The sequence below is a fragment of the Hoyosella subflava DQS3-9A1 genome (assembly GCF_000214175.1).
GTDB lineage: Bacteria > Actinomycetota > Actinomycetes > Mycobacteriales > Mycobacteriaceae > Hoyosella > Hoyosella subflava.
The window spans coordinates 3125105-3138012 of the sequence record NC_015564.1; the positions used below are offsets into that span (position 1 = coordinate 3125105).

15 protein-coding genes and 1 pseudogene are annotated in these 12908 nt (G+C 64.1%); 10 read left to right on the forward strand and 6 right to left on the reverse strand.

Annotated features, from left to right (window positions below; genetic code table 11):
* The first annotated feature begins 141 nt into the window (after window positions 1–141).
* Window positions 142–1887, forward strand: coding sequence for an acyl-CoA dehydrogenase family protein (locus AS9A_RS14670; RefSeq protein ID WP_049793740.1), 1746 nt, complete (start codon window positions 142–144; stop codon window positions 1885–1887).
* A 9-nt stretch (window positions 1888–1896) separates the two neighbouring features.
* Here AS9A_RS14670 and AS9A_RS14675 read toward each other — a convergent pair whose 3' ends face one another.
* The 5 genes from AS9A_RS14675 to AS9A_RS14690 all read right to left on the reverse strand — a co-directional run bounded on the left by AS9A_RS14675 (window position 1897) and on the right by AS9A_RS14690 (window position 6456).
* Window positions 1897–3039, reverse strand: coding sequence for a fatty acid desaturase family protein (locus tag AS9A_RS14675; RefSeq protein ID WP_013807844.1), 1143 nt, complete (start codon window positions 3037–3039; stop codon window positions 1897–1899).
* A gap of 20 nt (window positions 3040–3059) precedes the next feature.
* On the reverse strand, window positions 3060–3413 hold the full coding sequence (locus AS9A_RS24670; RefSeq protein WP_237707822.1) for a 2Fe-2S iron-sulfur cluster-binding protein: 354 nt from the start codon (window positions 3411–3413) through the stop codon (window positions 3060–3062).
* Complete coding sequence (locus AS9A_RS14680; protein ID WP_237707823.1) at window positions 3413–4180, reverse strand: ferredoxin reductase; 768 nt, start codon at window positions 4178–4180, stop codon at window positions 3413–3415. Before AS9A_RS14680 ends, AS9A_RS24670 begins: the two co-directional genes overlap by 1 nt.
* 275 nt (window positions 4181–4455) lie before the next feature.
* Window positions 4456–5100 (reverse strand): TetR/AcrR family transcriptional regulator, encoded by a 645-nt coding sequence (locus tag AS9A_RS14685; RefSeq protein ID WP_013807845.1) that lies wholly within the window; start codon window positions 5098–5100, stop codon window positions 4456–4458.
* A gap of 180 nt (window positions 5101–5280) precedes the next feature.
* On the reverse strand, window positions 5281–6456 hold the full coding sequence (locus AS9A_RS14690) for a DUF418 domain-containing protein (protein WP_013807846.1): 1176 nt from the start codon (window positions 6454–6456) through the stop codon (window positions 5281–5283).
* Between the two features lie 106 nt (window positions 6457–6562).
* On the opposite strand from AS9A_RS14690, the gene AS9A_RS23885 reads away from it, so the two are divergent.
* The 5 genes from AS9A_RS23885 to AS9A_RS22795 all read left to right on the forward strand — a co-directional run bounded on the left by AS9A_RS23885 (window position 6563) and on the right by AS9A_RS22795 (window position 10841).
* Window positions 6563–7147, forward strand: coding sequence for a TetR/AcrR family transcriptional regulator (locus AS9A_RS23885; protein WP_158307373.1), 585 nt, complete (start codon window positions 6563–6565; stop codon window positions 7145–7147).
* A gap of 126 nt (window positions 7148–7273) precedes the next feature.
* A complete protein-coding gene (locus AS9A_RS14700) occupies window positions 7274–7828 on the forward strand; it encodes a hypothetical protein (protein WP_013807848.1) in 555 nt (184 codons plus the stop codon).
* A gap of 103 nt (window positions 7829–7931) precedes the next feature.
* Window positions 7932–8609 carry a YcnI family protein gene (locus AS9A_RS14705; RefSeq protein WP_013807849.1) on the forward strand — a complete coding sequence of 226 codons (678 nt, stop codon included), beginning with the start codon at window positions 7932–7934 and terminating at the stop codon, window positions 8607–8609.
* Between the two features lie 13 nt (window positions 8610–8622).
* Complete coding sequence (locus tag AS9A_RS14710; RefSeq protein ID WP_013807850.1) at window positions 8623–10263, forward strand: copper resistance protein CopC; 1641 nt, start codon at window positions 8623–8625, stop codon at window positions 10261–10263.
* Entirely contained in the window at window positions 10260–10841 is a 582-nt protein-coding gene (locus AS9A_RS22795) for a DUF1775 domain-containing protein (protein ID WP_013807851.1), read from the forward strand. Before AS9A_RS14710 ends, AS9A_RS22795 begins: the two co-directional genes overlap by 4 nt.
* A 3-nt stretch (window positions 10842–10844) precedes the next feature.
* Here the strand turns inward: AS9A_RS22795 and AS9A_RS23750 are convergent.
* Window positions 10845–11015: pseudogene (locus AS9A_RS23750) on the reverse strand (transposase); the annotation flags it as partial.
* An 89-nt stretch (window positions 11016–11104) separates the two neighbouring features.
* On the opposite strand from AS9A_RS23750, the gene AS9A_RS24800 reads away from it, so the two are divergent.
* Genes AS9A_RS24800 through AS9A_RS14730 form a run of 4 tightly spaced genes read left to right on the forward strand, consistent with a single transcriptional unit; the run spans window position 11105 to window position 12643 of the window.
* Window positions 11105–11230, forward strand: coding sequence for a hypothetical protein (locus AS9A_RS24800; protein ID WP_013807852.1), 126 nt, complete (start codon window positions 11105–11107; stop codon window positions 11228–11230).
* A 54-nt stretch (window positions 11231–11284) separates the two neighbouring features.
* On the forward strand, window positions 11285–11857 hold the full coding sequence (locus tag AS9A_RS14720; RefSeq protein ID WP_013807853.1) for a TIGR03086 family metal-binding protein: 573 nt from the start codon (window positions 11285–11287) through the stop codon (window positions 11855–11857).
* Window positions 11854–12357 carry a MarR family winged helix-turn-helix transcriptional regulator gene (locus AS9A_RS14725; RefSeq protein ID WP_013807854.1) on the forward strand — a complete coding sequence of 168 codons (504 nt, stop codon included), beginning with the start codon at window positions 11854–11856 and terminating at the stop codon, window positions 12355–12357. Before AS9A_RS14720 ends, AS9A_RS14725 begins: the two co-directional genes overlap by 4 nt.
* A gap of 16 nt (window positions 12358–12373) precedes the next feature.
* Entirely contained in the window at window positions 12374–12643 is a 270-nt protein-coding gene (locus tag AS9A_RS14730; protein WP_013807855.1) for a hypothetical protein, read from the forward strand.
* Window positions 12644–12908: the final 265 nt, after the last annotated feature.

Here is a 12908-nt window from a genome sequence, read left to right on the forward strand (position 1 = left end):
TTCGGACTCATGACTTCTGCTGCACCGCGCGACGGCGTTCCGGTGAGGAATCCGGCTTCCTACGGCGCCGTAGACGCGCATTTCTAAGAGATCCCGCGAAGTTGTGTGGTTGCGCCTACCATCGAGCCCGCAAGCCGCGTTATGCCATATCACCTATCTGAGGCAGGTTGTCCCGTGAACTCCGCGTCCCTCCTGTTCAACCCGACCACTTACAACCCCGGTCACTTCGACGATGAGACACGCGAACTACTCGCGTCGACGATCGAATGGTTCGAGACGCGGGGCCTGAGGAGGCTCACTGAAGACTTTCACAGAAAAGTCTTCTACCAGGAGTTTCTTGACTTCGTCGCGGAGAAGCAGCTGTTCGCTAAATTCCTCACGCCGGAGGGACAGCCTGGGGCGGTCGAGGGTGCGCGCTGGGATACCGCCCGCGTCGCGGCGCTATCGGAGATCCTTGGTTTCTACGGCCTGAACTACTGGTATCCGTGGCAGGTCGCGGTACTCGGTCTCGGTCCTGTCTGGCAGAGCGACAACCCGGCCGCGCGGAAGACGACCGCACTCTCACTGGCGGAAGGCGAAGTCGCCGCGTTCGGCCTCTCCGAGAAGGAACACGGCGCGGACGTGTACTCGACGAGCATGCGCCTGACCCCCACCGATGAGGGTTACGTCGCCAACGGCGGCAAGTACTACATCGGTAACGGCAACTGCGCTCGCACCGTATCGGTCTTCGGGCGCATCGACCATGAGAACGACCACGAATACGTTTTCTTCCGTGCCGACTCCACGCACCCTGCCTTCGAGTTGATCAAGAACGTCGTCCCGTCGCAGATGTACGTCGCCGAATTCCGGCTGAACGACTACCCGGTCACCGAGGACGACATTTTGCACCGCGGTGATGATGCCTTCTCCGCCGCGATGAATACAGTCAATGTCGGCAAGTTCAACCTGTGTTTCGGTGGGGTCGGGCTGTGCACGCACGCGTTTTACGAAGCAATCACGCACGCCAGCAACCGTGTGCTGTACGGCAGCGCGGTGACCACGATGCCGCACGTCCGCACGCAATTCATTGATTCATACGCACGGCTGCTGGGCATGCGCCTTTTCTCCGACCGCGCGATCGACTATTTCCGCACCGCAAGCGCGGACGATCGCCGCTACCTGTTGTACAACGCGGTTACCAAGATGAAGGTCACCACGGAGGCGGAGGCCGTAATCGGCGGACTCGCCGACATCGTCGCGGCGAAGGGGTTCGAGAAGGACAACTACTTCACCATCGCCGTCAACGATGTGCGCGGACTGCCGAAGCTCGAGGGCACGGTTGCGGTGAACCTCGCATTGATCAACAAGTTCATGCCGGCGTACCTGTTCTCACCAGCTGATCTCGACGAGGTGCCGACGCGACTCGAAGCCGCAAACGACGACTTCCTGTTCCGCCAGGGACCCGCACGCGGTCTCGGGAAGGTCCGCTTCCACGATTGGCGTCCCACCTACAAGGCGGCCGCACACATCCCGAACGTCGCGGTGTTCCAGGAGCAGATCGACACGTTCGCGTCGATGCTGACGGAATCGACGCCCACCAAAGAGCAGATCGGGGACATGGACTTCATGCTGGCCGTCGGTCAGCTGTTCACCTTCCTCGTGTACGGGCACCTCATCCTCGAGCAGGCGAAGATCAAGGGCATCGACGACGTGGTCGTGAACCAGATCTTCAGCACCCTGGTCCGCGATTTCTCCTCCGGTGCGCTCGATCTTTATTCGAAGCCACTCGCAACGGATGAGCAGCAGAAGCGGATGATCAGTGCGATCCGACGGCCTGCTGCAGGCGATGACAGTCCCATTTGGGAGGCCATAACAGGGCTGTCCGGCGCGTACGCGATGCGCCCCTAACGCCTGCGGTCAGCCGACCGTGACGAGTTCTTTCCGTGGCGTGGCGGCGGCGACTTCGCCGCGGCCCTCGCTGTCCTTGCGGCGGTTGGGCAGGGCCAGGGTGAAGATCTTGCGCCACACGGTGCCGATCTGCTTGGCGAGCGATCCCGTGTGGTACGGCAACCCGTACCGCGCGAGCAGCTCCTGGACCTCGATGGAGATCTCCGCGTAGCGGTGCGCGGGCAGGTCGGGGAACAGGTGGTGCTCGATCTGGAAGCTCAAGTTGCCCGACATGATGTGCAGCAGCTTGCCGCCGGTGAAATTGGCCGCGCCGAGGGCCTGCCGGTAGTACCAGCCGCCCCGGGTCTCGTCGGCCGTCTCTTCCTCGGAGAAGATCTCCACCCCGTCGGGGAAGTGACCGCAGAAGATGATCGAGGATGCCCAGAGGTTGCGCGCCACGTTGGCGGTGAGGTTCCCGGCGAAGGTCAACGGCGCGAAGGGGCCCGATAGCGCCGGGAACACGACGTAGTCCTTGAGCGCCTGCCGCCCCACCTTGCGGACTCCGCGCCCGCTCTGGGCGTACACCTGCTTGAGGGTCTTCTCGCTTTTGACGACACGTTCGATCTCGAGTTCCTGGAACGCGGTACCCCACTCGAAGAGCACCATAACGAGCACCGCGTAGAGGGGGTTGCCAAGCCAGACGGGGTGCCACGGCTGCTGCTCGTTCATGCGCATCACACCGAACCCGTTGACGTCGAGGTCCTTGCCCACGACGTTGGTGTAGGTGTGGTGCACGTAGTTGTGGGTGTAGCGCCAGCTGTCGGAGGCGATGGTGTTGTCCCACTCGAAGTTCTTCGAGGTCAGCGCTGGCTCCTGCATCCAGTCGTACTGGCCGTGCATGATGTTGTGGCCGATCTCCATGTTGTCGAGGATCTTTGCCACCGACAGCGCGGCGACGCCCCCGAGCCAGGCCGGGGGGAGGAACCCGAAGAACAGCAGGCCGCGCCCGGCCACTTCGAGCCCGCGCTGCACGGCGATCAGCTTGTGGATGTAGTCGGCGTCGCGTTGCCCGAGGTCGGCGACGACGCGCTGGCGGATGCCGTCCATCTCGTGGCCGAAGGCCTCGATCTGGTCTGGCGTGAGCTTGGGGGCGGTGTTGAGCGTGGTGGACATGATGGGTCCTAACTGACTGCCTAGAGGTCGATGCTGACGTCGCCGACAGGTGTGGCGACGCAGATCTGGATGGTCTTGCCGGACTCGGAGCAGGCCGCTCCGGTCAGCATGTTGCGCGTGGTGCCCGCGTCTTTGCGGCGGGTGCAGGAGAAACAGATCCCCATACGGCATCCGTACTCGGGAGCGAGTCCGGCGTCCTCGGCCTGCTCCAACAGAGTCCGTCCACTGTTGGGCACCGAAGTGTTCGTCGCTGTGAAGGTGACCCGGCCTTCGGCGTCCTGCGTGCCGACTGTCCGCACAGGGGCGGTGAACTGCTCGACGTGCAGTGCACCGCCGAGTCCTTCGGACGCCCACAGTTCCCGGACGCTGTCCATCAACGGCAGGGGGCCGCAGACGAAGGTCTCAGCCTCGCATAGTGCGGGTCGGCGGCGAGCAGGTGCTGTCGGCTGAAGAACCCGCTGAGCTGTCCGCTTTCGGGGTTGTCGGTGAACGCCCGGACGATCCGCACCGAGGGGTACGTGGCCTGCAGCGCGTCGAGCTCGGCGCGGTAGATCAGGTCGTCGGCGGCGTTGGCGTAGTGCAGGAAGGTGATGCGGCCGTTGTAGGCCTTGTCGCACAGGGTGCGCAACATCGACATCACCGGGGTGATGCCCGAGCCACCGCTGATCAGCAGAATGCGGCGCGGGTGCGGCAGCGGGAGCGTGAATTCACCCAGCGCCTGCGAGAGGTGCACGACGGTGCCCGGGCGGGCGTTGTCGCGCAGGTGCTGGGAGACGAGCCCGTTCGGGTCGACCTTGACGGTGAGCTCGATCTGCCCGTCACCGCGGAACTGCGAGTTCGCGGGCGAGTAGCAGCGGGTCCTTCGCACCCCGTCGACGACGACGGACAGCCGGACGAATTGTCCCGCGGTGAACCCGCGCCAGTTGGTGTTCGGGCGGAGCGTGAGGGTGACGCTGTCGGGGGTCGTGTGCTCGACGGCGGTGACGGCGGCACGCACGTCGGTCGACGACCACAGCGGGTCGAGGAGTTCGACGAAACGGTCAATCCCGTGCGGTGTGGTGGCCACCGCCATCGCCTTCGAACTGAGAACGCTGCGTGCGAATCGTGACGAGGTTATCGCCTGGGGGGTGAATTGCACCATGCGTGCACCTCAAGTACTACTTGTCGAACCTGCGGAAACTCCGCATGGGCTCAAGAGTACACACGTGCACTGAGAGTTGCTGCGCGACTTCCAGACTTACTTCAATGGAAACACTATGTTCACGTCACACTTTCCGATTTCAGTAAGGATACCGCCCTTAGTGTTAGTGCACACTCGTGCACCGATATTTGCTGACGTGGACTCCCCCGTTGGCGGCCTGCAAAGACTACGACGACTACCTTCGCGCCTGTGACCACCGTGGAGCGCACCGGGCTTCAGTCGGTAAGTTCCCGTTCTAGCGCAGTCGACATTTCCGCTGTAGTCAGGATCAGCGCAACGATGAAGTTGACCAGGTGCTTCTTGCTTGCCGACAATTCGCCGCGCAGCCACATCGTCGCGACTTCGAGGCCTCCGCTGACCAGACTGAGCCCTGCTAGTTCAGCGTCAGACTCGGAGAGGTGGCGCGAATCTAGCAGTTCCATCGACTGGATGGACATGATCTGAGCGAGCGACCGGATCAGTTCGTCGCGCCGTGGCCGCAGCGCTTCAGAGGTTTGCGCCGCGATCAGTAGTTTCCCGCGCCTCTCGTCGGCGACGACGAAGTCGAACGCTGCCTCCACTGCCGCACGGACTTTCGCCCGGATCTCAGCTGGGGCGGCACCGACGGCGCCCAGCAGGTGTTCGACACCCTGGGCCATTTCCTGTTCGAGCGCCTCGAGGAGAAGCTGGTCACAGTCGCTGAAGTTCTCGTAGAAGTAGCGGTCGTTGAGGCGTGCCGTGCCGCATACGCCGCGCACGGTGAGCCTGCCCGCTCCCCCGTCTGCGACGATGTCGAGTGCCGCGCTGATGAGCCGGCCACGCCGTTGCGCTTTGCGCTGCGCCGCAGTTTCACCACCGTACTTGCCGCCTGGAGTGTCCACGTCACCTTCCTGCTTTCGTACCGCTGTCGCAGATTACCCTCCCTCCCACCCCACCGGGGTCGCGAGACCTGACACTGGCCGCCCACCTCGAAGCGACAACTGTCAGGGCTGTCGCTGCGAGGTGGGCAGACAGTTAAGGGGCTGTGACGCCCGAGTCGATTGTCACGAATGTCGCCTCTGTCACGGAAGCTCGTAGACGTACCGCCACGCCGCTTCGAACGGGCCCTGCTGAAAGAATCGCAGCCAGACTGTGCTGAACACGATCAGAGCCGCGCACAGCGCGAGGTAGATCGCGAATACCGGCCAGGGGCCGTGCGGTTCCAGTGTGGCAGCGAGGCCGAATCCCCAGCCGTAGAAGAGGATTGAGCCGACAATGTTCTGCCCGATGTAGCAGGACAGCGCCATACGTCCGACGTTCGATACCCCGGCGATCAGCGGTGATCCCGCCCGCAGACGGTCGACGACTATCGCGGTGAGCGCGATGTAGAACAGGGCCACAAGTGGCGGCAGTATGTAGCGGTCGACCATGAGGAGCGACGATCCGCCCGCGAGCCCGACCGCCATGTTGGCGGGAAGCGCAACGGAGCCGATAATCAGCATCCGCGTGCGCAGCTGCCTGCCGCGACTGCTGGCGTCGAATGCGCCCGCACGGTAAAGCTTCGCGCCAGCCAGGAAGAGCATGACGCTGTAGGGAATCACGAAGATCGCTTCAGCGCGGAGCATGCCGGCATGCTCCACCCTGAACTGCACCTGCTCCCACCAAGTTCCGTCGGCAAACAGGCGCACACCTTCGGCAAGCACTGCCGGGTCAGGGGCGGTCGGCAGCGGATCAGCGAGTAGCGCGACCGTCACGAGGCTGACGAGCAGGACGTGAACGGTGCCCGCGGTGATCATCCAGCGGCGCTGCGCCGTGTCGCTCGTCAGGACGAGGTAGGCGACGATCATCGAGGTGACGGCGTACCCCATCAGAATGTCGAACTCGACGACGAGCAGGTAGTGCAGAATTCCGTCGAGCAGGAGTATCGCCGCCCGCCATAGGTAGCGGCCGGGCCAGCGCTGGCCGCGTCGTTCCGCTGAGCGACGCTGTATTTCGATACCCACACCGAAGAGGATCGTGAGCAGCGCCAGAAACTTTCCGTTGGCGAGCGACCGGAATACCGCTTCGGCCCACGACGCGGCGTCGTCGAGAGGCAGGACGGGCTGTTCGAGCAACCCGATAATTCCTGCGGGGTTGGCAAAGATCCAGATGTTGGTGGCGAGCGTGCCAAGGATCGCCACCCCGCGTGCGACATCAAGCAGCGCGTTCCGCGTCGATCTCACCTCGCGTGACGCGGTGGTAGTTCCAGCTACCTCCATTGCCAGGACCCCTCCCCAGGTTAACCATACGACTGTATTGGCGGCAGTTTCGTACTACCATACAGTCGTACGGCGGAGGCGGCAATACATTTGTATGGGTGGCGTGATGGGACAGATCGACAGGCGCGCACAGCTCGCGGGCATCGTCGTGCGTATCGCCGCCGAACAGGGCCTCGATCACGTGAGCGTTCGTGAAGTGGCCGCGGCCGCAGGCCTCTCCATCGGCGCAGTGCAGCACCATTTCCGCACGAAAGACGCGATGCTGCTCGCCGCGTTCCGGCACTACGCCGATGCACTCACCGACCGGATCCGATCGATGGACCGGTCCGGGAGCCCGCACGACACTATCCGTCGACTACTTTTCCAACTACTGCCGCTCGATGACGCCCGCAGCACCGAAACCCGGATGTTCATCGCGTTCGCCGCGCGCTCGATCGTCACCCCAGAGCTGGCACGCGTCTACCACGAGGGCCTCGATCAGCTCCGCGCCGTGCTCACTCGCCTTGTCCAGGTCGCACAGGACTCCGGCATGGCCGTCACCCACCTCCCTGCCGAAACCCTCGCCCGCACCCTCCTCGCCGTCGCGGATGGCGCCACGCTGCAGACCGTCACCGACCGCAGTGAAGAAGCACGGGAGCACGCGATCGCGGAAATCAATACGGCACTCGACCTAGTGTTCGCGAACGGTTGATTGGTTCCGTGACGGATACCGGGGTGATTGAGCCAGGGTGAACCGCCGGTCATCGCGGCGCCGACGCATCACGCCCTCTGCCGCAGCCCGTGTAACTGCCGACGGTCACTGAAGTATCCTTCTCGCGTGGCAGCGCCCACTGACAGAATTGTGTGTGCGGTGCGGGCATTTGTGCTCGCGTCGGTCACTGTCGTGCTGTCACTCGTGCTGCACAGCGCGGCTGGCGGGCATTCGTCCGATCTTCTCGCAGTGGCGATCCTCATCGTTCTCACCGCGCTCGGTGCGTACCGGCTGTCGCGCGCGCCGATGACATTCGGCCGTGCGGTGTTGTTGTTTGGTACCGCACAAGCGGGCTTTCACGGCTTCTTCGACCTCACCGCAACGTCTGGTCATGGACCGTCGCACACCGGCCACGCCGCGGTCGCGACCCTGTCGCCAATAATGATCGCTGCCCACGTTCTCGCGACAGCAATCTGCGCAGCCATCGTGGTGCATGGCGACAGACTCCTGCGGTCAGTGTGGTCATGGCTCGTCGGCCTGTGGCTCTTCAGCCTCGTCGTTCCCGCTCCGTATTGGGCACCGACGGCAGCCGACATCGTTTACAGCCCGCTGGACCTGCGCCAGCTCGCCGCGCAAGCGAGCCGCGCGACCCGCCGTGGCCCTCCACACGTGTTCGTCTAATCAGACTTAACGCCCGTGGCAGTTCGCTGCGGGTGTCACTCGACGCTCCTCGCGCGCGGTTTCGACGTGCGAGGGGTTCGCTCTCCTCTGAAAGGCAACTCCTGTGAATACGTCTATCCTTGCGCGCGCGGCCGCGGCCGGATCCGCTGCTGTCGCTCTCGCTTTCCTGGCACCGGCAACTGCCGCAGCCCACGTCACGGTTTCCGCAAACACCACCGAAGCCGGTCAATATTCGGTGCTTACAGTCGGTATCCCGCACGGGTGCGATGGCGCATCGACAACCTCGGTCGCGATTCAGATCCCTGAGGTGTTCACGAACGTGACACCGACCGTGAACCCCAACTGGGAAGTGGAGAAGGTCATGGAGCGGCTCGATCCTCCCGTGGAGGACGGCCACGGCGGCGAGCGCACTGAGCGGGTAGCCGAGGTCGTATACACGGCGAACACGCCACTCCCCGACGACCTGCGGGACACGTTCGAGCTGTCGGTCCGCCTGCCCGAGACTCCCGGCGAGACCCTGTACTTCCCTGCCATCCAGGAGTGTGAAGAGGGCGAGGTAGCGTGGACACAGATCGCCGCCGAAGGTCAGGATGCAAGCGACTTCGACTACCCCGCACCAGCCGTGACGCTAACTGCGGCGTCGGCGGACGATGACGGAGACACCACCGCTGCCGACACCGATTCGGCGGGCGTTTCGGGGCTTTCCGTCGCCGCGCTAGGGCTCTCGGCAGTCGCAGTCGTTCTCGGTGGCGCCGCACTCGTTCGCACCCGCCGCACCTAGTGTGAGGCCCGTGATGCTGTCCCCTTCGCGGACCGTGTCCGGGGCAGTGAAAGCCGTAGCCGGGGCGCTGCTGCTCACGTTCGCAGCATTCATTTTCGCAGCGCTCCCGGCTGCGGCCCACGCTGTCCTGCTTGGAACCGACCCAGGTGACGGCGCGGTTCTCGACTCCCCGCCGGACACAGTCACACTCACGTTCAACGAGAACGTCGCCGTACCTCCAAATGGGGTGACCGTCCTCGACGCGACTGGCGACGCAGTGCAAAGCAACGCCATCTCGATTGACGCATCGGTTGCTGTCACTTTCGAAAGCGGCCTCAGCGATGGCACCTACATCGTCAACTGGCGTGTCATCTCGGCAGACAGTCACCCCATCAGTGGCGCTTTCACGTTCAGTGTCGGTGCACCGAGTGACACTGTCGCTGACGTGGCGCCACCCGCTGCGGCACCGGGCACCGAAGCACTCACGGTAGGCACGCAGGCTGTGATGTATCTCGGTGGTCTCACCGCTGCAGGTCTCGTGTTCTTTCATTTCTTCGTGACCGCGCTGACGCGCGGCGGTATGCGGACCATGCGATGGGCTGCTGTCGCTGCCGCGTGCGGAATGATCGCCTATGTTCCCGCCGCGTATGTGTGGCAGAACGGCCTTGGGCTTACTTCGGTCTTTACGTGGGATGCGATTCGGGACAGCTTCCACACTGCGGGATCCTTCTCAGCGGCCTCGATCGCGGCCATGCTGGGGATTCTCGGTTTTGCCGGTGCCGTCACTGCGACGAGCGTGGCCTCTCGCAGCCCAGGGCGAGTTCTGGCGGCGATAGCGTGCGGCGGCGCTGGGCTTGCTTTGGGTTCACTGGTGCTGACGGGGCATACGCGAACGTTCGGTCCGCCGGTTGTGTTGCTGACCAGCGACGCGGTGCACGTCACGGCGGCTGCGCTGTGGCTGGGCGGCCTCATCGGTCTCGCCCTGGTGCTCCGAACGGGTGAGCGCGGCGCCGCAGCGGCTGTGGTGCGTTTCTCCAGCATCGCAGCGGCGGTGCTGGCGGCTTCCGCGATCACCGGGATTGTGATGGCGTGGCTAATTCTGGACTCGCTGCAGGCTCTGACCGGTACACGGTACGGCGTCACTCTGATGGTGAAGGCCGGTGCTGTAGCTGTTGTGGTCCTTCTGGCGGCGTGGAACAGGTGGAAGCTCGTTCCGACGGTGGGTTCCCGGCCGGATTCGTTGCGCAGGCTCCGCCGGATCGTGGGCGCTGAAGCGGTGCTGCTCCTCGGCGTTGCGTCAGTTACCGCGTTTCTCGTCTCCCAAAGCCCAACCACGGTGCCACGTGACGAGACGGGGCAGTACTCAGTCTCGCTCGGCGAGGCGACCCTTGACGCACACGTGTCGCCCTTGCGGGTGGGAATCAACGCGTTCGAGTTCACCATGCGGGACGAGGACGGACAGGCCATCGATGCAGTGAGCGAACCCGATTTACGGGTGTTCATGCCCGATCCTGGTATCGGCCCGCTCTCCCCCTCCGTGACCCAGACGGGGCTGGGACAGTACGAGGCAGTACTCGACTTACCGTTGCCTGGCGAATGGGAAATCACGGTCAGCGCCCGGCTTTCCCGGTTCGATAATCCCGTTGCGACAGTCACCGTGGAGGTGGCGGAATGACCAGTTCGATTCGGCGCAGCGTCACAATGGCGGCAGCGGTGGTGTTGTCTGGGGTGATCGCGGGTGCGCCGGCTGCAGCACACGTCCTGGTCGACCGGGTAGAACCCGTTGGCGGCGGAGAGACGTCGGTGGTTTTTGCCTTCGAGCACGGGTGCGAGGGTGACCCGACCGTCGCGCTTGAACTCACCGTGCCCGGTGGCGTCGAACCGCGGTCGACCGACGAACCGGATGGTTGGCATGCACACATCCACGGTGACGTCATCACGTGGTCGGGCCCACCAATCACAGACGGTGACCGTGCCGAGTTTGTGCTCACCGCGCACATCACGGGCGCACCCGGAGAGGTGTTCCTGTTCCCCACCTCTCAACGATGTGAGGGCGGATCGAGCTATCACTGGGCGGACGCCGACCCGTCCGCGCCCGAGCCGGCACCGTCGTTCATCGGGACGAGCGCTACTGTGACGCCCCCTGCAGCAACCACTGCAGGAGCGAGTCGCGGTCAGGCGATTACCGCGGCAGTACTGCTGGCCGTCGCGCTGGCAGCGGTCGGTGCGGTAGCGAGACCAGTGAGGCGTTAGGCCTTCGATGTTGCATATTGCAAGCCAGAGCAGCTGGACGGCAGCCTGATCGCTGGGAAAGTGACCGCGGGTTTTGATGACCTTTCGGAGCTAGTAATTAAGCGATTCGATCGCATTCGTGGTGTGAATGATCTTGCGGACCGCGGCCGAGAAGCCCAAAAACGGGATGAATCGTTCCCATGTCGATTCCCAGGCTCTGACGGTGGTGGGTATCTCTTCCTGAGTTCGGATGCGGCGAAGGTGTTGAGCGCGGATGTGGACGCGTGGCTTCGTTCAAGGCGGAGCGCGCCGAGGCGATCACCGAGATCGGTGGAACCAACGTCGCTGACCACGTGGCCGTCGACGGCATCGACGACGAAGTGCTTGACCAGCGGGGTCACATCCCTTAGGATCCTAATTATAAGGTTCCTAATTAGTGGGTCCCCAGAGGCGAGGGGTAGAAGATGGATTCGGTCACCGCTCTCGAGCGTGCGTATGAGTCGATGAGAAACGCGACGGCCGATCTGGGACCCGCCCAGATGACGGCACCGTCGCAATGCGACGGGTGGGACGTCAAGACGTTGCTGAACCACGTCTTCGGTGTCGGCTGGATGTTCACGCTCGTGAACCAGGGCCAGGCACTCGGGGAGGACTCCGGTGACGTTGTCGGCACCGATCCTGCGCTGGCCTGCCGTGAGGTCGCGGCCGCCAACATCGCGGCGTGGAAGATCGACGGGGCGTTCGACGGCGATCGGACCTACCCGTTCGGCTCGTTCCCAGCCCCGAGGGCGCTGTTGATCAACGTGGGTGAGATCGCTGTCCACGCATGGGACGTCGCAAAGTCCACCGGGCAGGACGCGTCGATCGACTCGGGAGTGGCGGCGCTGCTGTGGGACTTCTACAACTCCCTGCCGCTCGAGGCCTTCCGCGAGCACGGTGCCTTCGGGCCGGTCGTGCCCGTCCCTGAGTCGGCCCCGGTCGCCGATCGTGTCCTCGGCCTCATCGGCTTCCAGCCGTTGGCGGTCCGCGCTGCATGACGACGCGCGACCTGCGGATCGGATTCCGGGTCAGCAACGAGTTCATCGCCGACAACCCTGACGTCGACGCATCGGCAGTGGAGGTATCGATCAACTTCATGGCCGTTTCCGAACTCGCTTCGAGCCGCATGGAGTCCCTGTTGGCTCCGCTCGGGTTGCGCAAGGGCGGTTACAACCTGCTGATGGTGCTGGCCGGAGCGGAGGGACCCATCACGCCGACGCAGATCGGTGAGCGAATCGTCGCTCGCGGCGCCACGATCACCGGTCTCGTCAACACACTGGTGCGGCGCGGCTATGCCGAGCGCGCTCCCGATCCGAACGATCGACGGCGCGTCCTGGTGTCGATCACCCCGAGCGGCCGTGACGTCGTCTCCGATGCCAGCGCCGTGATCTGCCGAAGCGATGAGGAACTGATGGGCATCTTCAGCGAGGACGAGCGCGAACGGCTGATCCGCATGCTCGGACGCCTCCAGAACCACCTCAAGAAACTCACCACCTGACCAAGGAGAAACCGACATGCCCAGACTCATCATTACCCACAACGTCGCGGATGTGGACGCGTGGCTTTCGTTCAAGGCGGAGCGCGCCGAGGCGATCACCGAGATCGGTGGAACCAACGTCGCTGACCACGTGGCCGTCGACGGCAGCAAGTCCGTTGCCGTCAGTGCCGACGTCGACGACGTCGAGGGCTTCCTCGCCTCCCTCGCCTCGCCACCGGCAGAGATGGCCGAGGTCATGCAGCGCCATGGCGTCGAGCCGCCGCTGGTCGCGTACGTCGCCAAGTGACCATCGTCTGAGACGGCCGCCGAGGACATACAGCAGTCTCGACGAGGACTGGGGCGAGGAGACCCCGTCATTGGGCGCGACAGATCGTCGGCTCTGGGCGCAAGCCGGAGCCGACGCAGCGTCTCCGAATGCGTGCAGAACGACGTGGACTGCGTAGACGGGTCGGTGCCCGCTCCTGGACAGACGGCTGACGCTGCGGGTGCTCCTCAAGGCAGGTCCCGCGCCCCCCGGGCATCAGCTCGATCGCTTCGCTGACGCAGGCGAT

Bases quoted from the DNA above. Each gene is read 5' to 3' on its own strand.
- AS9A_RS14670 (WP_049793740.1), top strand. From the start codon at position 142: ATGCCATATCACCTATCTGAGGCAGGTTGTCCCGTGAACTCCGCGTCC.
- AS9A_RS14675 (WP_013807844.1), bottom strand. From the start codon at position 3,039: ATGTCCACCACGCTCAACACCGCCCCCAAGCTCACGCCAGACCAGATC.
- AS9A_RS24670 (WP_237707822.1), bottom strand. From the start codon at position 3,413: ATGGACAGCGTCCGGGAACTGTGGGCGTCCGAAGGACTCGGCGGTGCA.
- AS9A_RS14680 (WP_237707823.1), bottom strand. From the start codon at position 4,180: ATGGTGCAATTCACCCCCCAGGCGATAACCTCGTCACGATTCGCACGC.
- AS9A_RS14690 (WP_013807846.1), bottom strand. From the start codon at position 6,456: ATGGAGGTAGCTGGAACTACCACCGCGTCACGCGAGGTGAGATCGACG.
- AS9A_RS23885 (WP_158307373.1), top strand. From the start codon at position 6,563: ATGGGACAGATCGACAGGCGCGCACAGCTCGCGGGCATCGTCGTGCGT.
- AS9A_RS14710 (WP_013807850.1), top strand. From the start codon at position 8,623: ATGCTGTCCCCTTCGCGGACCGTGTCCGGGGCAGTGAAAGCCGTAGCC.
- AS9A_RS22795 (WP_013807851.1), top strand. From the start codon at position 10,260: ATGACCAGTTCGATTCGGCGCAGCGTCACAATGGCGGCAGCGGTGGTG.
- AS9A_RS14720 (WP_013807853.1), top strand. From the start codon at position 11,285: ATGGATTCGGTCACCGCTCTCGAGCGTGCGTATGAGTCGATGAGAAAC.
- AS9A_RS14725 (WP_013807854.1), top strand. From the start codon at position 11,854: ATGACGACGCGCGACCTGCGGATCGGATTCCGGGTCAGCAACGAGTTC.
- AS9A_RS14730 (WP_013807855.1), top strand. From the start codon at position 12,374: ATGCCCAGACTCATCATTACCCACAACGTCGCGGATGTGGACGCGTGG.